The 23,306-nt window shown below is 65.5% G+C and carries 19 protein-coding genes and 1 pseudogene; 7 read left to right on the forward strand and 13 right to left on the reverse strand.

Translation table 11 applies throughout. From position 1 onward, the window contains the following. Positions 1–629: MaoC/PaaZ C-terminal domain-containing protein (locus ACFWW9_RS14500; protein WP_390376452.1), on the reverse strand; the 629-nt coding region annotated here is incomplete at its 3' end. A 196-nt stretch (positions 630–825) separates the two neighbouring features. On the opposite strand from ACFWW9_RS14500, the gene ACFWW9_RS14505 reads away from it, so the two are divergent. The 3 genes from ACFWW9_RS14505 to ACFWW9_RS14515 all read left to right on the forward strand — a co-directional run bounded on the left by ACFWW9_RS14505 (position 826) and on the right by ACFWW9_RS14515 (position 4,299). Then, positions 826–1,089 (forward strand): acyl carrier protein, encoded by a 264-nt coding sequence (locus ACFWW9_RS14505; protein ID WP_390376455.1) that lies wholly within the window; start codon positions 826–828, stop codon positions 1,087–1,089. Beyond that, the gene (locus ACFWW9_RS14510; RefSeq protein ID WP_390376457.1) at positions 1,086–2,666 is read left to right on the forward strand and encodes an HAD-IIIC family phosphatase; all 1,581 of its coding nucleotides are present in this window, start codon (positions 1,086–1,088) and stop codon (positions 2,664–2,666) included. The genes ACFWW9_RS14505 and ACFWW9_RS14510 overlap by 4 nt, the downstream gene beginning before the upstream one ends. A gap of 100 nt (positions 2,667–2,766) precedes the next feature. Then, positions 2,767–4,299, forward strand: coding sequence for a PQQ-binding-like beta-propeller repeat protein (locus ACFWW9_RS14515; RefSeq protein ID WP_390376460.1), 1,533 nt, complete (start codon positions 2,767–2,769; stop codon positions 4,297–4,299). Here ACFWW9_RS14515 and ACFWW9_RS14520 read toward each other — a convergent pair. The 4 genes and pseudogenes from ACFWW9_RS14520 to ACFWW9_RS14535 all read right to left on the reverse strand — a co-directional run bounded on the left by ACFWW9_RS14520 (position 4,272) and on the right by ACFWW9_RS14535 (position 7,453). Next, positions 4,272–5,000 carry an LmbU family transcriptional regulator gene (locus ACFWW9_RS14520; protein WP_390376463.1) on the reverse strand — a complete coding sequence of 243 codons (729 nt, stop codon included), beginning with the start codon at positions 4,998–5,000 and terminating at the stop codon, positions 4,272–4,274. The genes ACFWW9_RS14515 and ACFWW9_RS14520 overlap by 28 nt on opposite strands. A gap of 568 nt (positions 5,001–5,568) precedes the next feature. Continuing rightward, positions 5,569–5,739, reverse strand: a pseudogene (locus ACFWW9_RS14525) (transposase); the annotation flags it as partial. 13 nt (positions 5,740–5,752) lie between these two features. Further along, a complete protein-coding gene (locus tag ACFWW9_RS14530; RefSeq protein WP_390376690.1) occupies positions 5,753–6,052 on the reverse strand; it encodes a transposase in 300 nt (99 codons plus the stop codon). Positions 6,053–6,436: 384 nt separating this feature from the next. Further along, positions 6,437–7,453 (reverse strand): hypothetical protein, encoded by a 1,017-nt coding sequence (locus ACFWW9_RS14535; RefSeq protein WP_390376466.1) that lies wholly within the window; start codon positions 7,451–7,453, stop codon positions 6,437–6,439. A gap of 196 nt (positions 7,454–7,649) precedes the next feature. On the opposite strand from ACFWW9_RS14535, the gene ACFWW9_RS14540 reads away from it, so the two are divergent. Then, positions 7,650–9,590, forward strand: coding sequence for an ATP-binding protein (locus ACFWW9_RS14540; RefSeq protein ID WP_390376469.1), 1,941 nt, complete (start codon positions 7,650–7,652; stop codon positions 9,588–9,590). Between the two features lie 383 nt (positions 9,591–9,973). Here the strand turns inward: ACFWW9_RS14540 and ACFWW9_RS14545 are convergent, their stop codons facing one another. Then, positions 9,974–11,788 (reverse strand): ATP-dependent endonuclease, encoded by a 1,815-nt coding sequence (locus tag ACFWW9_RS14545; RefSeq protein WP_390376472.1) that lies wholly within the window; start codon positions 11,786–11,788, stop codon positions 9,974–9,976. A 1,006-nt stretch (positions 11,789–12,794) separates the two neighbouring features. Between ACFWW9_RS14545 and ACFWW9_RS14550 the strand changes: the two genes are divergently transcribed. Beyond that, entirely contained in the window at positions 12,795–13,295 is a 501-nt protein-coding gene (locus ACFWW9_RS14550; RefSeq protein WP_390376475.1) for a DUF6283 family protein, read from the forward strand. Between the two features lie 397 nt (positions 13,296–13,692). Here ACFWW9_RS14550 and ACFWW9_RS14555 read toward each other — a convergent pair whose 3' ends face one another. The 7 genes from ACFWW9_RS14555 to ACFWW9_RS14585 all read right to left on the reverse strand — a co-directional run bounded on the left by ACFWW9_RS14555 (position 13,693) and on the right by ACFWW9_RS14585 (position 21,374). After that, the gene (locus ACFWW9_RS14555; protein ID WP_390376478.1) at positions 13,693–15,606 is read right to left on the reverse strand and encodes a hypothetical protein; all 1,914 of its coding nucleotides are present in this window, start codon (positions 15,604–15,606) and stop codon (positions 13,693–13,695) included. 161 nt (positions 15,607–15,767) lie between these two features. Next, positions 15,768–16,721 carry a hypothetical protein gene (locus tag ACFWW9_RS14560; protein WP_390376481.1) on the reverse strand — a complete coding sequence of 318 codons (954 nt, stop codon included), beginning with the start codon at positions 16,719–16,721 and terminating at the stop codon, positions 15,768–15,770. Positions 16,722–16,904: 183 nt separating this feature from the next. Then, positions 16,905–17,942 (reverse strand): tyrosine-type recombinase/integrase, encoded by a 1,038-nt coding sequence (locus ACFWW9_RS14565; protein WP_390376484.1) that lies wholly within the window; start codon positions 17,940–17,942, stop codon positions 16,905–16,907. After that, positions 17,939–18,505 carry a hypothetical protein gene (locus ACFWW9_RS14570; protein WP_390376487.1) on the reverse strand — a complete coding sequence of 189 codons (567 nt, stop codon included), beginning with the start codon at positions 18,503–18,505 and terminating at the stop codon, positions 17,939–17,941. Before ACFWW9_RS14570 ends, ACFWW9_RS14565 begins: the two co-directional genes overlap by 4 nt. 46 nt (positions 18,506–18,551) lie before the next feature. After that, on the reverse strand, positions 18,552–19,523 hold the full coding sequence (locus ACFWW9_RS14575) for a hypothetical protein (protein WP_390376490.1): 972 nt from the start codon (positions 19,521–19,523) through the stop codon (positions 18,552–18,554). Then, the gene (locus tag ACFWW9_RS14580) at positions 19,520–20,383 is read right to left on the reverse strand and encodes a DNA methylase (RefSeq protein WP_390376493.1); all 864 of its coding nucleotides are present in this window, start codon (positions 20,381–20,383) and stop codon (positions 19,520–19,522) included. Before ACFWW9_RS14580 ends, ACFWW9_RS14575 begins: the two co-directional genes overlap by 4 nt. Continuing rightward, complete coding sequence (locus ACFWW9_RS14585; RefSeq protein ID WP_390376496.1) at positions 20,376–21,374, reverse strand: hypothetical protein; 999 nt, start codon at positions 21,372–21,374, stop codon at positions 20,376–20,378. The genes ACFWW9_RS14580 and ACFWW9_RS14585 overlap by 8 nt, the downstream gene beginning before the upstream one ends. Positions 21,375–21,900: 526 nt before the next feature. Between ACFWW9_RS14585 and ACFWW9_RS14590 the strand changes: the two genes are divergently transcribed. Both ACFWW9_RS14590 and ACFWW9_RS14595 read left to right on the forward strand, forming a co-directional pair. Next, positions 21,901–22,824: a hypothetical protein gene (locus tag ACFWW9_RS14590; RefSeq protein WP_390376499.1), complete on the forward strand. Its 924-nt coding sequence runs from the start codon at positions 21,901–21,903 to the stop codon at positions 22,822–22,824. Between the two features lie 137 nt (positions 22,825–22,961). Then, a complete protein-coding gene (locus ACFWW9_RS14595) occupies positions 22,962–23,306 on the forward strand; it encodes a hypothetical protein (protein WP_390376501.1) in 345 nt (114 codons plus the stop codon).

Below are 23,306 nucleotides of genomic sequence, written 5' to 3' on the forward strand. Positions count from 1 at the left end.
GGGGGGGCGTGCGCCGCGACGTCGGCGGGTTTGGTCCGGGCCCCGGGCGCGCCCGGCTCGTCGGCCCGCGACCGCAGCGACAGCCCGCCGAGCAGGCACCACTCCCCCGGCAGGCGCATGCCCGCCAGGTAGCTCGACCACAGCAGGCCCAGCACCGTCCCACGCCCCAGCGCGGCCGTGGCGTGCGGGAACCGGTGCTCCAGGGCGGGCAGGCCGCCGGGCCCGTACTCGCCGGAGACGCCGACGCCGGGGGCGAGGTCGGCGGTGGTCCTCGACTCGGCGGCGGCGAGCGGGGCGACCGCCGTCGGGCACAGGTCGGCCACCGGGCCCGTGCTCCACCACGCCGACAGGCAGACCCGGCTCCCGTCGAGCACCCGGAGCGCCTCGGCCTCGAGTTCCACGCGGTAGTCGACCCCCGGCCGCACCGGACCGCGGAACTCGACGTCCAGGACGGCGACGCCCGACCACCGCGGGCGCGCTTCATCCAGCGCGGCGATCAGCGCGAGCACGCCGTGCGCGACGATCCCGCCGAACGGCGTGGCACGGGCGTGCTCGGCCGACCCGTGCAGCGGATTGGCGTCCCCGCTGACCTGCGCGAACAGTTCGACATCGGCTCCCGACAGCAGCACGTGAATTCTCCTTGCCATCCGACGGCGCGACAGTGCACTCCAATGCGTACTCCTGGCCGAACCGCACCGGCAATGGTTGCGGTCGCCACACGTCCTCCCTAGACTTGAATTCATCCACCGCAGCGCGTCTATTCGCGCAATTCGATTCCCGATTCACGTGAATGTGTCCGTGTCCGGTCGACATGAGGGTGCACAGGTGACGGACGAGAGAATTCAGGCAGTTTCCGACGAACGGGCCGAGAGCACGGTGATCGAGGCGTTCCGCCACGTGCTGGGTGTGCCGGAGGTCGACCGCGACGCGCCGTTCGGGGCGCTGGGCGGCGACTCGCTGCGCGCGGTCCGCGTGCTGTCGCGGGTGTGGCGTGAACTGGGCGTGGAACTGCCCGTGCACGCCCTGCGCGACACGACCACCGCCGCCGAGGTCGCCGCTGCGGTGCGCGAGCAAGGCCGGGCGACGTGACCGCCGGGATCGTGGTGGCGGCGACGTTCACCGCCGACGGGATCGTCGCGCGGGCGGCGCTGCTGGCCGCGCCGCTCGGGCGCGAGGTCACGGCCGCGCCGTACGGGCAGGTGGTGGAGCCGTTGCTCGACCCCGCGGGTCCGCTGCTGGGCAACACCGGGGTGAACGCCCTGCTGCTGCGCGTGGAGGACCTCGGCGACGACCTGCTCGCGGAAGTGCTGTCCGCGCTGGGCTCCGCGTCCGGTCGCGGCACCGCGACCTGGCTGGTCGCCACCACTCCCCCTTCCCCGCGCGCCGTGGCCGACCCGGCGACCCGAGACCGGGTCGCCGCCGCGACCGAACGCGTCGCCGCCGCCGTGTCGGCGCTCCCCAGCGTGCACGCGGTGCCGGTGGACGACCTCGCCGAGCACTACGGCGTGCCGGAGGTCCACGACGAGTACGCGGAGCGGGTCGCGCACCTGCCCTACACCGACGAGTTCTCCGACGCGCTGGCCGACCGCGTGGTGCGCTTGGCGGCGGCGACCTGGCGCAAGCCGCGCAAGGTCGTCGTCCTCGACTGCGACAACACGCTGTGGACCGGCGTGTGCGGCGAGGACGGCCCGCTCGGGGTCGAGGTCGACGCGGGGCACCGGCGCGTGCAGGAGTTCCTGCTCGACCAGCGGTCGCGGGGCAAGCTGCTGTGCCTGTGCAGCCGCAACGAGGACGCCGACGTGCGCGCCGTGTTCGAGCAGAACCCCGGAATGGGGTTGTCGCTGCGGGACGTCACCGCGCGCCGCGTGGGCTGGGGCGCGAAGCCAGACCTCCTGCTGGAGCTGTCCGCCGAGCTGGGTCTGGCACCCGACTCGTTCGTGTTCGTGGACGACGACCCGGTGGAGTGTGCGTCGGTGCGCGCCCGACTGCCTGAAGTCGCGGTGGTCGAGGTTGACCGGGACGGCGCGCGGGCGTGGCGGCAACTGCTAGCCGAGCCCGCATTCGACCAGTTGGCCGTGACCGAAGAGGATCGGCTGCGCTCGGACTGGTACGCGGCGGAGGGCGAGCGCCGCGCGCTTCGACAATCCACTGTGGACTACGAGGACTTCCTGGCGCGCTGTGGGATCGAGGTCTCGCTCGAACCGATCGACGACCGCTCGCTGGAACGTGCGGCGCAGTTGACCTTCCGGACGACCCAGTTCACCACGACCGGCGCCGTGCGCACCGCGCCCGAACTGCGAGCGTTCCTCGACGGGGGCGGGCTTGGCCGGGTGGTGCGCGTCCGCGACGCCTTCGGCGACTACGGCGTAGTCGGCTTGGCGCTCGCCGAAGCCAAGGGCGACGTGCTGAACGTGCCGGTGTTCCTGATGAGCTGCCGGATGCTCAACCGCCGCGTGGAAACCGACGTGCTCGCGCGCCTGTGCGACGAAGCGCGGGCGGCGGGCTGTGCCACCGTCCGCCTGCGACACCGGCCCACCCGCCGCAACGCGCCCGCGCGCCGGTTCCTGGAACAGGTTTCGGGGGTACCAATCGGCCCCGAGGACCCGCCCGGCTCGGTCGACGTCGCCCCGGCGGCTTGGCCCTCCATCCCGGTCCGCTCTCCGTGACCGCTCCTGACACCACGACCAACGAGGGGAATCCCGCGTGCCGCACTCCCAGCGCCTGACCAGGTCCGCCAAGTGGAGAAGATGGGGGGCCGTCATAGCGGTGAGCGTCCTGACCGCCGCCGTGCCGCTCGCGCCGAGCGCGGCCATGGCGAATGGGTCGCCGCGGCCCGCCGACTGGCCCAGCGCCGGGCAGAACAACCACAACACCCGACACTCCGCGTCCGAGCGGGAGATCAGCCCGCGCAACGTCAACCTCCTCAGTCCTAAGTGGACATTTACCACCGAGGGCGACGTGTCGGCCACGCCCACCGTCGTCGACGGCACCGTCTACGTGCCAGACTGGGGCGGCAAGCTCTGGGCGGTCGACGCGCGCAGCGGAGAAAAGGTCTGGGGCCGCAACATCGGCGAGTACACAGGGGTGCCGGGGGACGTGTCCCGCACCAGCCCGGCGTACTGGAACGGTGACCTGTTCTTCGGCACCAACCTGCTCACCGCGGACACCCGCAAGGGCGCACAGATCGCGTCGGTGAACGCGCGCACGGGCGACCGCAACTGGGTGGCCGTGGTCGACGACGACCCGACCGCCATCATCACCGGGGCGCCGACGGTCGACGACGGCGTGCTGTACGTGGGCGTGTCGTCCAAGGCGTCGATCATCGCGGAGCCGATGACGTTCCGCGGCTCGGTCGTAGCGCTCGATGCGGCCACCGGCCGCCTGCTGTGGCGGACGCATACCGTGCCCGAGGGCTACACCGGCGGAGCGGTGTGGGGCAGCCAACCGGTGGTCGACCGCAAGCGCGGCCTGGTCTACGTGGGCACGGGGCAGAACTACTCGGTGCCCGCGGGCGTGTGCGAGCAGCCCAAGCAGACCGACTGCTCGCCGCCGTCACCCGACGACCACTTCGACAGCGTCCTGGGCTTGGACCTGCGCACCGGCGCGCTGCGCTGGGCCACGCACACGCTGACCGCCGACACATGGACGATCTTCCAGCCCGACCGCGGCCCGGACTTCGACTTTGGCGCGGGCCCGAACCTGTATACGACCGTGCGCGACGGGCGGCACGTCGACCTGCTGGGCATCGGCCAGAAGAGCGGCGTCTACTGGGCGCTGAACCCAACCACCGGCGAGGTCGTCTGGCGCACGCAAGCCGGGCCAGGCGGCCCGCTCGGCGGCATCCAATGGGGCACGTCGACCGACGGCAGGCAAATCTACGCGGGGATTGGCAACGGCGACCACGTGCCGTGGACCCTGACAGCCGCCGACGGCAGCACCTCCACCACGACCGGCGGCGGGTTCGTCGCGCTCGACGCGGCCACCGGAAAGATCGCGTGGCAGGTGGCCGACCCACAATCGCACACCGGTAACTGGTTAGATGACGCGTTCGTCAGCAGCGCCAACGGCGTGGTGTTCGGCGGGTCGTCCGCACCGACCGGCCCGAACATGTACGCGTTCGACGCCATAACTGGTCGACTGCGGTGGAGCTTCGCAAGCGGCGGCTCGGTATTTAGTGGCGCGGCCGTCGTCAACGGCACTGTGTACTGGGGTTCGGGTTACTACTACGCGAACGTCTGCCCTAACGGCTGCCCCGGCCACAACAACAAACTCTATGCTTTCAGCGTAGGCGGGAGATGATGAGTATATGACAGGCTAGTGCGGTTTGCAGGCGACCAGTCCATAAGTCCAGCGCTCGCGGCGGGCTCAGCGGCGGCGGTCAACTCGCTACTCGCGGCCTTGTCCAGGCAACCAATCATCCAAGACTCCAAGCTGACGCCTGCATGATTCGCCGCGCGCATCCACCGGTCGACCTGCCTGCGATCGACCTTCAACGGCTGCACCACCGGGCCAACGTCCACAGGTTTACCGCTCTGACGCGTGCACTGCACCTGTGTGCGCAACTCGTTGCGCGACCACCCTGCTCTCTCGGCAGCGGCAAGCAGGCGGTCTTGCTCGCACGGGGCTAACGACGCTACTTCAGCGTGGTGCTGGAAGCTCAGATTCTCCCGACGCCGCTCAATCGGAAACCGGCGTGCTACCCAGGCGTAGTTACGCACAGTCTGGTATTCAAGCCCAACAGCTTTGGCGGCTTCCCGATACTGGTCGGCGTACCTGACTTGCCCGCAAGCTAGCCAATCACCGGTAAACCATGCAGACGAATTGGCGATCCTAGCCACCTTCTGCCCCGCCCGAATCCACGCTGAGTACGATAAGTTGTCCGGAAAGTGCAATCCGACATTAGTGGCGATTACCTTCCCAGTGAAGGTAATCGCATGTTCTTGAGAACCCCTAACACCAACCGCACTGCGTGCAACAGTGCTTCGTCTAGCACGCGTCATCAGCTTGCGACCCCCTCATGAGTAAGTGTCATCACCTTGCTGCCACATCACCCATCCTAAGTTCAGCCCATAAATCAGCTACCACCAGTCGGATGAGGCGGACAACAGATGCCTGCCAAAATCATGACACCGCGCAACATCGTAATCAAAACGAGACAAGCGCGCATGTTTAAACCGCACTATTGCGGACATTGCCGAAGGAACTCAATCAGGAAACGATGCCGGCAAATTCCACGAAATCCGCAGCCGCCGAGCCAGCCCTATCCTCTCAAACGACTTACACCGTAAACCTTTTAATAGCCACTCGAATGGTTAAGTAGGATTCCTCTATCCGCCGGGAACATGATCGACGCCTCGGTCACTGCGGCGCTCTGGCATGCCCCGCTTGCCGCCTTATCGCGATCGAAATCCATCCAGCGCCTAACCCCCTACGCCACACTGCCGACCAAGAAGGCTAAACCGACCTATGAGAGGCCGTACTCGAGCCACGCCACAACGCACGATTGCGGCCAACTCGACTCGAGATCAGTCGAATATCCTGTCATCAGTGTAAGTGCTCCTATGAGAATTAGTGGAGTCGTCGGTAGCAGATCAGGGCGCAGGCCAGGCTCAGGAAGGTCTCGTGGATGTCGGCTCGTCGTTCTCAGCGGATTCGGAGGCGGCGGAACTGGTGCAGCCAGGAGTTGCTGCGTTCCACGGCCCAGCGGATGGCGCCCAGGCTGGATCCGTGGCCTGTGCCTTGTCAGGCCGGATCAAGATGATCCCGAGTCACCGCAACGCTGCGCGGTAGCGCGACTGTCGTGGGCGAGGTCGCCGAATACCGTCTCGGGGCGTTGGCGGGGGCGACCACGCTTGTCTCGAATCGGTGGGATCGCGTGCACCAGCGACAGGAGTCGGGTGACATCAGCGGTGTTGCAGCCGGTCAGGATAACGGCCGACGGTATGCCGCCGCCATCGGTGATCAGGTGGTGTTTCAAGCCCGCGGGTGTGCGGTCGACCGGGGCTCGGCCCGGTGCACGGCCCCCTTTTAACGCCCGCGCGTTCGCTCGGATCGGTGGAACGGGGGACTAGCCGCTAAGCGAGCACCGCCAACTCCACTCGGCGGAGAACCCACCGCGCCAGCCACCGAACTCGTCGCCCACCAACACCAGGTCGTCAGCGTAGAGCTCGTTCTCTCTGATCCAGTCAACATCGTCCAAGAGCAGCGACTCCAGGGTGATCCGGCTCGGCCATCGAGAGCGCATGGAACGGGCTGCCCGAGGATCAACACTCGCGATCATTGCGGCTAACCCGAACCACGGTCGAGACAGGGAATTAGAACAGCGAGACCTTGGCCGACATGCTCGGGGCCCGCCAGCACCAGCTGGATGATGCTCGTGACTGCCTTTCGCCCACGCCCAAAGGCGAAATCACCAAAGAGCAAGCTTTACAGTATTCTAGATATCCAATCGAAAGTCTTCAATCTTCTGCTGCATTAACAACTCAGACTTATCACCTTCCGACCGATTGGTTAACATTTGAACAAGATCAGAGTCGTCCAGGACGAGGATCATCTTGTCGTGCATCATCCACTGCTCGCGCCGCACATACAGAGCCGACTTATCTCCTCCTGTGCGAGTTACGATTATTCCGAACAGACCCGTGCCGTGACGGGACAAGTAATTTGCCATTTGAAGAACTTGATTCTTGCTCACATTACCAGCGAAGTTCTTCGCGTCAATGACGATATGATCCGCCCGGTACGCCTGGCGCAGATGGTACCAAAAACCTTCCGTACTGTAATTCGGCATGATTATGTCACGCCGGTTGATCTTGGCTGCATTCGAGACCTCCCATCTGCCCCTGGTGAGCGGAGGACTGAAGAGATGGTCCAGGATGTCGAGACAGACTCGCTGGTAAGGATTCCAGTGGCTGCGACCGGCCGGAATCTGCTGTAGCCTGGTCACGAGTTCCTGCTCAGCGCTTTGCAGGATGTCAAGCTTCCTCCCGTCGCTCTCAACCTGGCCTTCACGGCTGAGGTCGACGTGCCCCAAGATCTCCTGCACGCGTGCACCCAGACCGACACGCTCGGCTGACTCAGCTATCCAGTACCGGTCGTATCCCCTCACCCCTTGATCGGCGAGATAGCTCAAGCTCGGACGCGATAACACACCTGGGGTGGCAAGCGCCAGTTGTGGACGGCGCCGAAAGTGCTTCATATACTCCTCGCCGTACCGACGAAGCTGTTCGACAGCTTCCTGAAGCCGAGTATGAGTTTGCGGCGGGTTGTTCTTGACCTCAATCAGCAGGTCAGGGGTGCCGCGACGCTCATCACCACGAACCAACAGGTCGACGCTTCGGCGCGTGCTGGTGCGAAACTCAGCGATCACCACCGAGCCACTCGCCTCGAATACTTCGACCAGGAAGTTGATGAGCTCGGACTCGGTGACCAGTGGACTGTAGCGCGACCCCATGGTGGCTTGACTCCCTGACCGCTGTAGAACCTTGATGTGTGGAGCCGAACGCTACCAACGAAACTTTGTCGACATCGGGTCCTTGAACACAATCGTGTTCGAGGTACGGACACTGTGCAACCGGTGTGCACGGAAGCTGCCGATTTCGCATCGACGGCAGTCCGGCAGCGTCGTCCCTGATCCGTAAGCTGTGCCGGTGGAGACCAAGCAAGTACGCGCAGGCAAGGGCACGATCCTCAGCCCCGTGGTCGAGCGCGCGAGCGCGGTCGACATCCTGGCAGAGCTGATCTGGAACGCGCTCGATGCAGAAGCGACGAACGTCGAAACGACCGTCCTCGTCGACGGCATCGACACCCCTGTCGAGATCATCATCAGCGACAACGGGCATGGAATGCCCCACGCTGACGTGCACGACCTCTTCTTGACGCACAGCGAGTCGTGGAAGCAGGCGAAGAGGTTCTCTCCGAACATCAACCGGCCGCTGCACGGGCAACTCGGTCGCGGGCGCTTCCTCGCCTACGCCGTCGCCGACCGCGTCGAGTGGAGATCAGTATCCGAGGACAGCGGCTCGTTCAGCGAGACTGTCATCCAGGGATACCGCCGAGCACCACATGAATTCTCGTTCGACGGCCCGTTCCCGAGCGACGGACCCACCGGGACCACCGTCCGCTTGCACGCGCGGCAAACATCGCGTGTCGTGAGCATCGCCGAGGGCGACATCCATCTTCCGCTCACTGCGAGACTGGCCTCTTCTCTGTTCGCCTTGCCCGAGGTGACGGTGCTTCATCTCGGGCGACGAATCGATCCACAGGCACATGTCAACCAGACGGTCGAGCTCGAGCTCGATGTGGATCTGGCAGCTCAGTCGGGCATGGGGACAGCTCGGCTCCAGGTGGTCGAGTGGGCCACGGACATGAAGTCCAAGACGATGTACCTTTGCGATGACCGTGGCGCTGTGGTCACCGAGTACAAGCCAGCCCGTTTGCCGCCCGCACCAATACACTGGACCGCCTATCTCCGATGGGAGGGGTTTCGCGATCCCGAGTTGATGCGGCCCGCGGATCTTCTAGTACCCGAGATGCGGCATGGCGAATTGCTCGGGGCGGCACAACACGCGTTGGCTGGCTACCTCAACGGCAGACTGGACGAGCAAAAGGGCCGCATCCTCGCCGAGTGGAAGGCCGAGGGTGTCTACCCGTACCTCGGCGAGGCTCGCAGCGCCGCAGAAGAGGTAGAGCGGGAGATTTTCGACGTCGTCGCAGTGGTTGCCAGCCCTGCCATTGGGCGGGACCACAAGCAGAAGAAGCTGTCGCTCCGGCTCCTCCAGGAAATGACGCGCGCCAAACCCACGCGTACCAACCGCGCATTGAACGCGATCCTTGACCTGTCAGACGAAGAGCAGGAGGTGCTGATCGATCTCTTGGAGCGCACCGAGCTCTCTTCGATCGTCCGTGCAGCGCAGACGATCGCCGACCGGTCCGACTTCCTGCACGGCCTTCGAGGGCTCCTGTACTCCGACGAAACCAAGTCCGCTTTCCGCGAGGTCGATCAACTTCACCCTATGCTCGTCAGCGAGCCCTGGGTTTTCGGTGATGAGTGGAGCTTGGCACTGTCCGAGTCAGGGCTCACACGAGTCGTGCAGACGATCGTCGGCGACGACGACGTCGCATTCGCGTCCAGTCCCGTACTCCTGCCGTCAGGTCGTCGTGGCCGAGTGGACATGGTCTTCTCCCGCCACCTGCCCGAAAGCGAACGCACTCGCCACCTGGTGGTCGAGCTCAAGCGCCCTATGACGCTTACGATGACCGAGTTCGGCCAGATCAACAACTACGCCGCCGCCATCACTGAGCACCCCGAGGTGCAGGGAACACCTCACGACTGGGACTTCTGGCTCGTAGGCACCGCGATCGACAAAGCAGTGCGCAACCTGCACAGCGACCCCTCAAGGCCAGGCCTCACCACCAACAACCCTCACTACAGGATCTGGGTCACTACCTGGGGACAACTGCTCGACCAAGCCGAGCGCCGCGTGCAAGCCATCCGCGCGGCCCTCGAGCTGGTATCGACCGAGGAAACGAGTCGCGCCTACCTGCAGCGCCGACACTCACAGTTCATCCCACCCGAGGCTGGCAGCTGACCACGCTCACGTCTGCGTGAAGGAGCTGGTAGCCCCGGCCAAACGAGCCTCACCGCCTGACCGGAGGTCTGGCGAAGCAGGCCGTGCGCTTCGTCGGTGCTCAACGAGTCAGCACGCCCACCTTCCGGGCACGTATCCAGAAAATGTCGTACCTCCGGGGTACAACTACCTGGACGGAAGGGGCGATGGGGATGCACGAGAACGACGAGGTACCGGTACCCAACCCGAACGGTTGCCGCTGGTGCGGTGTGGACCGGGACGAGCATCTCCAACGCTGGGCTCCGACCGTGCGATGGCACCAGTGGGCCGAGCCCACCGCGGCGCAACGCAAAGAACGGATGCTCGCGCGAAGGGCTCGGCGCGACCGATCGGCCGAAGACCTGTTAGCCGGCTAGTGACCGCAACTCGGCGAAGACGTCCCGGAGTTCCTCCGGCACGTCCTCCCGCCGGTCGAGTCGGATGACGAGCTCCCACAGCATCTCCGGCTTGCCCGACGGATGCTGCTCGCAGTGCTCCTTGAGCATGTACTCGAGCCCGGCGCTGAACTTCTTCTGCCCGCGATGAGCGGCGAAGTGTTCGGGCGTCCAACCACCGTCTCGGGGCCATGCCTCGTTCGCGGTCCTCGCCCAGGTTTCGTCGTCGAACATCTCCTCGAGTTCGTCGGCATTCGACTTTTCGCCCAACATCTTGGACACCTTGTCCTTGTCCTGGCCGAAGTGCCGGGTCAGGTTGCTCTTCTTGAAGATCTTGTTCTTGCGCTCGCTGTCCGCGTCGATCACCAGCATCACGCTGCGCCCGTGCTTGTGCAGGTACCTGGCAAGGTTCAGCGCACCGTCGTTGCCCCCGCACCCCCACAACGCGATACCGGCGGCCTGCAATGACATGCCCTCGGAGAGGGTGAACAGGATCGGAAACGCCAACTGCTCGGTTTCACCCTCGACAGCGAGGAAGCACCGTTCGTGGAGCAGCACGGAGTTGCGCAACCCGACCGCGGCGGCGATCGCGCCGAGGTGGCGGTCGAACTCCGAGTGCTCGGCATTGCCCAGGCGCTGCACGACCGTTCGGCGCGCCTCGTCCAGCTTGAGCAGCACGACATCGCGGATGTCCACGCCGTCGATGAGGTTCATGGAGTGCGTGGCGACGACGACACTGATGTGCTCCGCCGCGCCCTGCCTCCGGATGATCCCCATGACCTCGCGCTGGAAGTGGTAGTCCAGGTGCGTGTCCGGTTCGTCGTAGGCCACGATGACCTGCACCGGGGGTCCTACCTCCGGGTCGACCTCGTCGCCAGCCGGTTCGACCAGCAGTGAACTGGTCCCCTCCCACACCGCCATCGACACACGCCGAGCACTGCCCCGCCCGGAATGGTCGAGCCGGACCTGTTCGCCGGACGCCCGCTCCAGCCGCAACGAGGTCGACCTCAAGGTCGGCGTGAAGCTCACATCGGCCTCGACGGTGACCGTGGCGATGTCGCCGCAGACCTCGACGATGTGGTCGGCCAGCGGCTTGGCCTGAATGCTCAGCCAGTCCTGCGCGTTGCCCTCCAACTCGCGAACGCGCCCTTGGACGGCCTCTTCAGCCACGTAGTCCTTGAACCGAACCGCCAGCACGGACCGGATCGCCGCATCGGGGTTCAAGGAATGCCCCTCGAACTCCGCGATGCGCGGGAGCCGGTCGACCAACGTCGGAGGCATCCCGCTCCAGCCTTCGCCGCTGGAGTGCTCCCGGCCGTATTCGACCAACTTGGCCAGCAGAACCGGCTTCGTCGGCTTCGGAATCCGGATTCCGAACTGGGTGGCCAGATCCTTGAGCTCGGGCACCAGCTTTCCGCTGAGATCCCGGAGCTCTTCGTCATCGGGCACCGGTCCCCAGACCTCGTAGCGTGGCAAGAGGTCCGCCTCGGCGCAGCGCCGAATCCGCACTTCTGCGGGAAGTCCGAACTTCTCCTGCTCCCAAGCATCAACGCGGAAGTCGCCGATGACCTCGGTGATCGCGCAACGGCCACCGGACTCACTGGCGAGGTAAGACCTGTCGTCCTCGGTCAAGGTATGCGAGCCGAGAAGGAATCCCAGCGCACTCAAGGCTGCGGTCTTACCACCGTCGTTGGGACCGGCGAGGATCGTCGGACTGCTGATCGGGATGTCCGCGATGTCGGCGAGCGAACGAAACCCGCGCACGGAGTACTTCTCAAGGTGCACTAGCCAACCATTCAGGGCAGATTGTCGTGCAGGTCGTTCCCCGACCCATCGCCCGAGCCCCGCGACCTCCGGGCGATGGTGCATCAGACCATACGAGCCGAGAGCGGCCGGTTGAAACCCGACACGCCGGACTGTCATCGCCGCACGCGGCAGCGTGGCCATCGACGAGTCTTCCCTGTTCCGATTCATGACGAGGCATCCACTGACACGGATTGTTTTCAGCAAACACTGAAACAACAGATCTTACAGAAACTGTTTGTATGAGTTGCCCGGTCCGTTTAAACGTGGCGGACGCCCAATCGGCTGACCTGTGGTTCGCCAACTAGGAACAGAAGGCCCAGTCCTGGGTTATCCAGGCCAAGGTTGGAGGGATCGACGGTCACTTCGACGCTTGCAGCGGATCCAGACAGATTGCAGGACTGCTTGGGCTGGCAAGCCCCTGCTTAGCGCAGACGACGTTCGGGGCGTCGCCTAGTACGGCGTGCCGTAGTCAGTCGAGGACTTCCGGGCCGGAGACCTGCGGTGTCCTGCCAACGTCGGGGGGCTGCCAGGATGCAGTCGCGCTGGGTCGGTACCTCCGGTCTCGGCCAGTGGCGTGCGGCCCGCGCGGGCTTCCGTTCGCCAAGCACGTGTTCTGCTGAGCGTCCGCCTGCGGGTGGACAGCCGCAAGGAGCGGGGATGACCGACTTACCGACGACGGGGTGTTCCTCGGCGTTGGCGCTCGACGAGGCGCGGGGTGTTCGGGACGCGGAAGTGCTGGACGCGATGGGCACAGCTGCCCACGTGGGTCCGGTGCCCGCGCGGCAGTCTGCGGCGGCGGAGGCTGGGCGGTGGGGGCATTGCTGGCCTAGCTGGTCGGCGGGTCATAGTCGAGGCCGGACCGGATGAGGCCGATGGCGGGGTGGGCAATGACACCGGGGCAATCGACGACGTCGCGGACCAGATCCTCAACGTGTTGGCTGTTGGACCGCGCCGGGAGCCAGCCATGACGACAAGGAGCGGCGAGATGAGTGAGCGGTACGCGGGACCAACGGTCTCGGTGTACGACGGAGCCAGCGGGTGGGGTGTACTCAGCGTGCAGGGCTCCGGAGTGCGGTTCCGGACCGAGCTGTGCGGGCCCGAAACCCTCGGGCCGGACGTGGAGCCGTGCCCGTGGCGGGCGGACGCGCCGGTAGGGACGTTCCCGCCGGAGGCGTTCCAGCACTCCGCACGCACCGCGCATGACCTTTCGGAAGGACGCTTCGGCTGCCACAACTCCGCCGACCCGACCAAACCGTTGACCTGCGCGGGTTTCCTGCTGCGCGGCGCGCAGCACAACCTGGAAGTGCGGGTCAACGGCCCCGACGAGGCACTGATCAGCGACGGCGGACACGAGCTGTATGCCTCGTACAGGGCTATGGCCGTGGCCAACGGCGTGGACCCGGACGACCCGGCCCTGGCTGGCTGCCGCGACTGGCGCGACCCTCGCTGGCTCGACACCGCCGAGCAGACCACCGACCAAGAATAGGGCCATGCCCAACATCGGTGTCCGCGCCGTGAGCAGCGTCGTCTGAGCGCGTGACCGGCTCCCGCTCCCCTAGCGCGTGGCCGATGACACCGAGACACCGCAGTCAGCCGCCGGTCGAGTCGGGGACCGCTTTGCTCGGTTAGGCGGGCACGGCACTCGGGGCCGGACTGGATACCACTCGGCGGTTGCCCGGCGCCCTTGCCACAGGCACCACTCGGAAGCGAGGAACCGCAATGGCGTGTTGGCCATCAGAGTGAGGCGGTCGACGCTGCGGTCGAGTTGAGCGAAGGTGTCGTCGAAGAACTCGCTTCCGCATCACTGCGTCCGGTGTGGCCAAAGCGGCGTGTAGACCGACGACTAGCTGTTCGCCTGGTGACCAACACGTGAACGTGCCCGTTCAGCAGCGGCGAAACTCGTACCAAGCGACCAAAGCCGCAGCCACGACGCGTCCCCACCAGGTGCGGCGTGGTCGCTCGCTGATCGGGTTGGCCAAGGCCGCTCGGACAGTCGTCGCGTCACGTCGAACGGCGTGTTCGGGCGCGATCAGCGCGAGCACCGCCATGGCCCGCAACGCCACGGCAGCGTTGAGAGCACCGATGTCGTGGCTGAAGCCGTGTGCCACGAGATTGCGGACGTTGGAGCCGTCACTAAGCAAGAAGGTACGCAGGAATCGTTCCCAATCACGGTCGAAGCCGTTGTCCAGCAACAACTGCAGCAGGCTTCCCAGGCCGGGGAACTGGCCGGCGGCATCACCGACTGCGGCACGGTAGACGGGCTCGTTGATCTCCAGTAGCAGCGCTCGTGCCGCCGATTCCACTTTGAGCACCGCCAAGTGCACAGCGGCGTCGTACTCGGCGACCCAGAACAACTGCAATGCCGTGGCGAGAACGTTCATCAGCGTAGGGTCGCCTCCCAAGATTCGTAGGAAGGTCTCAAGCTCCTCCCGAGGTGGGATGCCAAATCGGGCGGCGATCACGTTGAGAGCGTTGGCCAAGAACACCCCGTACGTGCCCAGGCAATGAAGCTCGGTGCGGACCAGATCTCGAGCGAAGACGGCATCGTCACCGGACAAGGTGCGAGCTGGCATGTCGCCGTCGCGGAACAACACCGTCGTGGTGAGGTAGCGGATCAACGAATGTTGCTGAACCTGCTGGGTCGTCGCGAGGTTTCCCTCATACTCTCCGGTCGGGGAATCGGAGTGCAACCAAATCCTCAACGCCTCTCGCCAGCCGGTAGCCTTGTTGAACCCAGGCAGATAAGCATCGAACAGTGAGCCTGGAATATCGATCTTGTGCAAGGTCGACTCCCAGTTCAACGCCGGCGCCGCTTGGAGCCCGGCAACCGCGACCTTCTCGAGGTCCGCCACGCCGAGCTGCCGCGCGACCGAGGCAGCCTCGTGGAACAACGTCCGAACGATCATGGGCTCGGCGGCGGCACGCGCTTCGGCCAGCATCGCTTCGATCAACCACCGGTTGGCGGCCTCGACTCGTACTGCGTCACCTGCAGCTCGTTTCCTCACGATCGCGGCGAAGTCTTTTATGACGTGAACCTGAGGGTATGCACGCAGCGCTCGGTCGAGAACAACGTCCACCCGCGGATCGATCACCCCACCCGACTTGCGGCGAGGAAGCTCGATCAGGGCACACAGCAAAGGCGAGACCACGTAGGGATGGTCATCGCATTCGACCAAGTCAGCGGCCATGCCGAGCATGACCTCGGCTACCTCTTGTTCCAGCGCCGTGGCGCCGACTGAACGTGCCAAGGTCCAAGCCCTCACCAGGCCGGTGGCCTGCGCCTCAAGTCGTTGGCTGCCTCCAACCGCGTCGAGGTACGCACGAGCGGCGCGTTCGGCTGCAAGTCGGCTGTTCGACATCAGGCGCAGGATGAACACGATGTCGTAGAAGCGCGCACGTGCCACCGGATGTGTGACTTCAGCCGCCAGCGCCAGCCAAGCGGCGCGGATGTCACCCGAGGTGTCCTTCAACGCGACCGGAAGCATCGAAGGACCGTCGATCGGCCTCAAGTTCGCCCCGGCGACCGGGATATCGTCGTGGAACAAGGTGTAAAGAAATGCAGTGACCACTACATTGGCTGCGCAGGGATTCACCGCCGGATCCGATTGTTCCGACAATTGCCGAGCCCATAAACTCGCCTCGTGGGGGTCGGCGACACCATCGCATGCAGCGTCGGCCAACCGCGCCAGAGCCGGTACAAGCGCAGCATCGTGGCGGTACGGCTCCGACGTTCTCCCAGGTGCGGGTAGTGGAGCGGATGCGGATGGCTCCGCGTCGGCGGATTCGGCGGGGTTCACGCTGGTTCTCCCTCGTGGCGACGAGGGAATCAGTCAACCAGTTGTCGTCCACAGCTCGAACTGATTTTTCCCTCGGATCGTACCGTCATTCTCGTTCACAATCAGCGTCGTTCGCGCTGGGCACGCCGGACGACATGGTCGGAATCGAACTGCTCGACGCCTCAGGCGAGGCCGCCCGTTGCCAGCAGCTCTGTGACGACCTGCCGATGCGTCCCGCTGAGGCCTTGGCGCCTTCGTAGGCCATCGAGCGGGGTGCGGCTGTTGGGCTTGACCAGGAGCTGGCGACGCACCCACACGTCGTGAGGCCTGAGCAAGTAGTTCGTGGTCAGGATCGTCACGTTGTGGGCGAGTAGCAGGTCGATGATTCGCAGCTGCTTGTCGGAGTTGCGGGAGAGCCTGCTCAACGCCGACACGAAGAGCACCGAGGGCTCTTGGTCCCGCACCGCCACCGACAACTGGTTGATCAGTTCCTGGTCGAAGCGGGGATTGATTCCGCTGAACACCATCCCTCCGGAAGCGGTGCGCGCGACCTGCGACGGCACGATCTCCTCGTTTCGCGGCAGCGTAGGGAGGCCGTCGCTCGTGGTCGTGCGGTAGGCCTGCCGCCCGCTGTCGGACTCGACCACCTCCGCCAGCACTTCCAGGCACGCCCACGCTCTCGGGTACCGGACGTCCAAGCCCTCGAACGGATCGTCGCCGACGAGATCGATCGGGTGTCGGCGAGCTGCCCCAAGCAGATGGGACAGCGGAGCGGCCGCGGCGGTGGTGAACGCACGCAGCCCTCCGGTGTCGACCTTGCCCTCGACGTGCGCGTCTTCCAACTTGCTGTTGCGCACGACCACCGCCGTGGCTCCCAGCAAACTCAGGGACACGGGGTACGGCTCGTGGTCGAACACCTCCTCCAGGAACGGCGCCACGAGCACTTCACGCGTCTTGTCCGGCAGCCTGCTGAACGCGGTCGCCCGCGCCAGCACGTCCTCGCCGATGGCGACCGCCTCGGCATCTGCGCACTGGCACACCTCCACCAGGAGGCTCGGAAGAAGATCGCGACACCAGCGAGTCATATGGTCCGCATCAGGCCCCGATGCTTTGGTGATCGCACTGTCGTCCGGCATCTCACCCATCCACTCCGCTCGCGTCAGCCCCAGGGTGACATGGCCACCCTGACTCGAACGAGTGAACTTGTAATCGCACGACCCACATACGGGTCTGCGGCGTTCGCACCCGGACGGCTTCGAATGCAGCGGCCCTGGATCCGGTTGGTGCTACGGCTCCCCCGCAGCCAGGAGCATCATGGATCATGCGGCCAGTGCGGCGGGATGGTGTTCAGGCTCGCGGGCCAGCGGATGTGGTTCGGCGGTCAACGCGGCCAGCGCTGCCGCGACTTCCTCCAAGTCGGCTCGGACGTAGGTCGTCGTGCTGCCCGCGTCGTTCTTCCCGCTGTGCCCCGCGTACGCCCGCGCGACCGCGTAGCCGAAGTTGCGCTCGACCCACGTCAACGTGGTGTGTCGAATCCAGTGGGTGCTGATCTGCTGTGTGGCGACCCAAGGAAGGTGTTTTCCGATGCGCTGCCACAGGTAGTCGTAGCGCCGCGAGGTGATCGGTCGTCCGTTCCGGTAGCGCAGAAGTCGTTCACCCGGAGCGGCACCCCGTTGTACCGCGTGCGCGACGAGGTGGCGCATCAGCGTCGGGGACACGGGCTGCCATCGCACCGTCTCCCCTTTCTCTCGAAGGCGGATGAGGCACTGCTGGACGTCGAGGTCGTTCACCCTCAACGCGAGGCCTCCACCGCGGCGGCAAGCGGTTTCGGTGTGCAAGCGGAGCAGCAGCAAGTCCAGCTCGGGATCGTTGCCCGCCATCCCCGCCACGGTGTTGATCTCGGCCAAGCGCGCGAACGACAAGGCTCGGCGAGTGCTGGCGAGCCGACGCGGCTTGGCGACTCGGATAGCCGGGTTGTCCTCCTCGGACATCAGCTTGTCCGCGACGGCATGCCGGTACATGCACCGCAGAGCCGCGATCAGGTGTTCGGCGGCGGTCCGTCCGCCGCGCGAGTTCTTCCGCACCACGACCTGGGACTTGATCTGCTCGGAGAGCCGCTTGATCTCCAGCGGTGTGGGTTCGGTCAGCAGCCGGTCGCCCCAGACGTCGACCACCCGACGCCAGTAGGTGTCGTAGACGCGACGGGTGCCAGGAGGAACAGCCTCCGACACGCCTTCGAGGTATTCGCGAATGGTCGGGACAGGACGGTCCTTGCCCGGCTTCTCGAGGAGTTGTTCCGCGCTGATGCCAAGGCGCGCAAGCAGGAGACGGGCAGCGTCGAGGTCGGATTCCTTCATCGCTGCACCTCGTCGCGCAAGGATTGGTGATACGCCAGGAGTGCCGCGTCGACCGTGGAACTCGGGTAGATGAGCAGCATGTCCTGCTCTGGCAAGGCTGCGACCAGGAGTCGGGCACCTGTCTTGATCCGGCACGAGTGCCGGACGGGAGCAGGCAACCTGAGGTGGCCTTGGCGAGTGACCGTGTCAGGCCCGTTGTTCCGGGTGACGAGAACCATGGCGCCTCGTGCTGCCGCAATGGAGATCGCCGCCTCGGGCAACCATCCCAAGGCTCGAAGAGGCGACTGGTCGGCAAGCCGGCCCTTGTTGTCGATGGTCGTCACGACATAGTGGACCGAGCTCTCCTCGACCTGACCAAGCAAGGTCGCCACAGGCATTCCGCCCTGTCGCGGAGGGAGTGCCTCGGCCGTCGTCTTGGCGACCGAGGCAAGGTGTGCAGCACTTGACGACGACAGGATGGACGGAATGGCTGCGCCCGCCGGACCCCCGATTTGGTTAGGCATCTGGGTCCTCTTGCTGGCAGCAGGCACGAGGGCCGAGAACATGTGCTTGTCGCTGTTCATCACAGTGGTTGCTCCCCTCGACGCGAGGACGGCGCAGGCAAGGGGCTCACGCCGCACGCTCCCCAGTCCTGGCGTCCACGTCAGGGTCTCCGCCGTTAACGGGCTCACCGGAGCGGCACGACCATGGCGAGCAGCCGTCTGGATCGCCGTCTTCACCCACTTCCGGGCCGGGCGCCGCCCCGATCGTGATCGACTGCAGGTGTCGCTTCGGCCTAGCCGGTGCGTCCAGGTCGACCTGGTCAAGCGGTACGCAGGCCCAGTGCAGGAAGTACTGCTCCCGAAGCTCCTGTCCCTGGTCGGTGGCACGCGGGTACCCGTGGCGAATCGCGCGATCGAACTCGACGGCCTCTGCCCATCCCTCGGGGTCGTGGTCGCGCACCCAGCGCCAGCCCGCGTTCCCGTGGAACGGGCACCCGACGCAGGCGCTCTTGACCGTCTCCCCGAAACCCCACTCGGTGAGGAACTCCACGCATCGCGCCCGGTCGAAGCCGAGCTCGATCAGCGGGAACACGTTGCGCAGGAACCGCACGCCGGAGTCCTTGGCGCGGGTGAACTCGTCGGTGCTGATGCCGATGGCCTGCTCGGCGTAGATCCCGCGCGGAACGCGGAGCGGATGTGGATACCCCAGCAGCTTGCGTGCCGCTTTCTTGAGTGGGGTGATCTTGTATTCGCTGGTGCACTGGCGACGGGCCAAGCCTCGGGACCCGTCCGGGTTGAGGGTGTGCAGCGGCATGGACACGAAGCGGTGCCTGGGGTCGAGCGCGTCGGTGCGGATGTTCCCAGCCGACACCGTGCGCACTGGCATGCCCGCCTTCTCGGCGTACCTCCGCAGCCGTTCGAGGTTGACGTAGACTGCCCGCGGTTCCCACCCGGTGTCAGCGAACAGAGCCACGTCGAATCGAGGGATCACGCCTTCGCAGGCCATCAACAGCACCGTTGTGCTCTGCACCCCGGCTCCCAGGGACAGCAGCCGCAGCGCGGGCTGGGAATCTGACACCGGCAGGTTTCGCGCTGTCATGCTGCTCGCCTCCCGACGAGCGAATCCGCCTCGCACCGGGGTCGACGTTGCAGTCGCGGCATCTTGGCGGCTGCAACGTCGCACGCAGTGTTCTGGGCGCGTCGAAACACGAACACCTCGTGGTGGGCTGCGAGGGCCACAGGGGCAGTCGTGTTTCTGGTGCGGGCCGCGGTCCTGCGTTCGCTGAACGAGGCTCGCGTGACCAACCGATTGGCGCGCAGACCGGCGCTCAGCGCGACACAGCAGTCGACCAGGACCAGGCCGACTGACGTTGCGGCGTCGGTGAGGCGTGTTGCGAGTTCGACGAGCGACCCATCGGGGTACCGCTGCGGGCGAGTGACGACCACGACGTGTCCGCCCGTGCGCAGCATCGGCGCGCAGTAGTTCAAGGTCGTCGCAAGGTCGTGGATCGCCGACTCGGGGCTTCGAGTTGGGCTGCCCGCGGGGCCTTCCACGACGCGCAGCGCGGTCAGGAGCAGGTCGACACGAGCGACGAGGCCCGCGGTCTGGATGGCGGTCGACATCGTTGGGCGAAGATCGAGCACCGAACCGTCGCACAGAGCGCCCTCGCGCTTGGCGGCCGTGACATTGGCGCGGGCGGTCGTCCACCAAGGTGGGTTCGCGGTCAAGCCGAGGGCATGTCGGCCGGCACGGAGAGCTTCGACCAACACCGTGCCCGTTCCGCAGTCGGGGTCCACGACAAGGTCGCCGCAACCGGTGTAGGTGGCGATCGCGTGTGCGGCGACGGCTGGTGGGACCAGCTCGATGTCGGTCTCGGTGCCGGGTACGCAGCCGCTGTTCTGGAGCTGGCGACGAAGGTTCCTTTGTCCGGTGACCCAGACCGACTGGTGGCTAGTCATCGGATGCCTCCCCGTTCACCGGGCGGGAAGGGTTGAGGCTCTTGTGGACGAACACGAGTAGGTCGTCGTGCGCTTGGTTGTGCGAACCTGTCGTCACCGGTGTGCTTTTTTTCGGTTGGGACGTGTCGTCCTCGTGGAAGATGGGCTCCCTCGACGCACCATTGTGGACAGCTGTGTTCACCACGGTGATCCGGTCGAGGTAGGTCAGTCCGGTGAGCTGCGCGGCCCTAACGAGCGATCCCACCCGTTCCGTGAACCGGCCGTGCGAATGGTCACCGTGGGTTATGACCGTCAGGACGCCGTCCGGCTCGAGTAGCCCTGCCCAGTCGGAAGGTCGAAACCAGTCCGCGGTCCGCGGCTCGACGGCGGCGATGATCAGGTCGTAAGAACTCGGGCCGCCGCCGGGTCCGCATTCACCATCCGGACCCGGTGCGACGTCGCTGTCGAGGATCGGCCCGGCAGCTCGGAGTCCCGGTGCGGATTCGGACTCGCCCGAGTGGCAGTCCCTGCTGTGGTCGAGCGAGTTCGCTCGCGTCCCTACGAGCTGGCAGCGGACTCCGCGGCCGAGCCTGCTGACGGCCCAACTGGCTTCCTTCAGTCCGTCGTAGCGGCTGCGCCAGCGCCCCGTCCGAGTGCTGGACTGCAACCCCTTGGTCTCCGCCGAATCTGTGCGCGGAGCAACGAGCAGGAGCACTCGTTGGCCGGGCTCGGTGTAGGTGGTGACGATCTTCGCGACAGCGACCAATAGCCAGGTGGCGACAGCACCGGGGCTGAGGCGGGGAGCGTCCTGGCCACACAACCAGACGGTGCTCGGCACAGGGCGACGGAGGTGGGGCCGCAAGGCATCGAGACGCGACGCCTCCAGTACGCGCCGTGCACGCAACTGGACAACCAATCCCATCGAATCGCGACATCGTGGCGAATCAGACAACAGGCGGGAACCAGAGGTCATGTCCAGCCTCCTCAACAAGCAGTAGTTACCTGCGATCACCCCTTAACTCCACTTTTTCTCTTGCTTTTGGACATGTGAGACGACATCAGCCAAGAAGCTATGTTCTGCACGCCCCTGCCGTCATCACGCAACCCGAAGAGCCACACAATCGTGCTGCGCCGACTTGGCCGAGCCCCGATGATCCACTCATCAGGACCTCGATACTTCAAGATCTTTTCAGCATTCAAAGTTGATCGACCACGCATCGCCCATGGTCACGACGTAGTCGGCGCCCCGAAGGCTCGCGGTCCCGCGAAATACCAGTTCAACTGCTACTACGGTCACATTCGGGCAGCCTCTCACCAGCTCGCCATTCGATCTTTAACGTGCGCGCCATCGAGCCAGTCGGCAGGGATCCAACATCGATCCGCACGACTATTAGTCGTTTTCTAGCACCGCTCTAGCATTTTCATAGCATTCGACATGGCCTTCTGACGTCGTTGCCTATCGCATTGACATCAGGAGTAATGCCATGTCAGCTAAATTCACTCCTCACCTCCCAGGCGGAGTGGCTGCGAAGAACTCGTTGGACGCCGCACGGGAGGCGTTCACCTGGCTGGTGACGGGCCCCAACCCGGTCTCGGTGAACGGCAGGCAGTTTCCGGACCTGCCAAACCGGCCCATCCCGCTCGACGAACTTCGCGACCGACTTCTCACCAGCGGCTGTTCACGGACCACACGCGACGCGGTGTGGGCCCACCTGGTGCAGCGAGCCAGGGCCGAAGGAGCGACGTGGACGGTCGCAGCGGTCGGTGTTGCTTTGCCGGCGTTGATCTCGGCGGCGGCCACGCTGTCGGATCGGTTCGCGGGCGATCCGGCCGACGTCCACTCCGAGGTTCTCCGCGGCTTCCTCACGGCGTTGCCGATCATCGATCTGCGTCCGCCGAGGATCGTGCTGCGGTTGCGATGGGCCGCGTACCGAACCGGCTACAACGCACTCACCGAAGCGTTGGCGAGTCCGACTCCGGTTGCGGCCAGCGTCCGGTCGGCGTGGCCGTACCCGCCTTCGGGTCACCCCGATCTGGTTCTGGCGCGCGCTGTCGCAAGTGGAGTCCTCACCCGGACCGAGGCGGACCTGATCGGCGCGACTCGCCTTGAAGGCGTGGCCGTCGCCGACTGGGCCGCGCACCACGAGACCGGGGAGTGGGCGGTCTACAAGACACGCAAGCGGGCAGAACTTCGACTGCTGGCCCACTTGCGCGAGGAAGTCGCGAACGAGGACCCGACCGACCCACTGGTCGATCGGATTGCGGCCTCGCTGTCGTTGGCGCGTGGGGTTGACCGAGTCACCCAGTCGGGAAATTCGTCACCTTTCGTGCCCGCCGATGAGGCCGATCCGAAGTGGAAAGTCCGAGGGCGCGTGTCCAAATCGGACGCGAAATCCGGAGTTCAGGGCTGCGGGGACAACCCGCCTTCCGCTCGAACTTCGGAGGAGTTCCCATGCGCGTGAGCGATCACCTTCCCGCTGACTTCGGACCTCGCAGTGCACCACCCGCAAGCGTGCCCTCTGCCTCGGCCACGCCAGGCAAGCTCGCGCAATGCGTTGACTCGACTGGCGTCAGCGCTCCGATGACTGTCGCGTCCCGCGTGCCGACCGCGAAGACGCGCCAACGCGCTGCTGCCGTCGTCAGCGTGGCCGTTCTCGGTCTCGTGCTGACCAGTTCGACGGCTCACGCCGACACGGTGGTTCTCGCGTTGGCCGCATCGGTGGACGAAGTCCTGAACAACATCCGCAACTGGATCATGGGCATCGCGGCCGGAGTGGCGACGGTGTTCATGTCCGTCGGCGGAGCCCGCCGCATGATGGGCGGCGGTGACCCGGCCGAGATCGAGAAGTCGAAGATCGCCTTCAAGTCCGCCGGGATGGGCTACGGCCTGGCCGCCCTCGCGCCGCTCGCGGTGGAGATCCTCAAAGGGATCGTGGGGGCCTGA

The organism is Umezawaea sp. NPDC059074 (genome assembly GCF_042738955.1).
Lineage (GTDB): Bacteria > Actinomycetota > Actinomycetes > Mycobacteriales > Pseudonocardiaceae > Umezawaea.

Coding starts and splice junctions, on each gene's coding strand:
- ACFWW9_RS14520 (WP_390376463.1), bottom strand. CDS start 5,000: ATGACGCGTGCTAGACGAAGCACTGTTGCACGCAGTGCGGTTGGTGTT.
- ACFWW9_RS14535 (WP_390376466.1), bottom strand. CDS start 7,453: ATGGGGTCGCGCTACAGTCCACTGGTCACCGAGTCCGAGCTCATCAAC.
- ACFWW9_RS14550 (WP_390376475.1), top strand. CDS start 12,795: ATGAGTGAGCGGTACGCGGGACCAACGGTCTCGGTGTACGACGGAGCC.
- ACFWW9_RS14560 (WP_390376481.1), bottom strand. CDS start 16,721: ATGCCGGACGACAGTGCGATCACCAAAGCATCGGGGCCTGATGCGGAC.
- ACFWW9_RS14565 (WP_390376484.1), bottom strand. CDS start 17,942: ATGAAGGAATCCGACCTCGACGCTGCCCGTCTCCTGCTTGCGCGCCTT.
- ACFWW9_RS14570 (WP_390376487.1), bottom strand. CDS start 18,505: ATGAACAGCGACAAGCACATGTTCTCGGCCCTCGTGCCTGCTGCCAGC.
- ACFWW9_RS14575 (WP_390376490.1), bottom strand. CDS start 19,523: ATGACAGCGCGAAACCTGCCGGTGTCAGATTCCCAGCCCGCGCTGCGG.
- ACFWW9_RS14580 (WP_390376493.1), bottom strand. CDS start 20,383: ATGACTAGCCACCAGTCGGTCTGGGTCACCGGACAAAGGAACCTTCGT.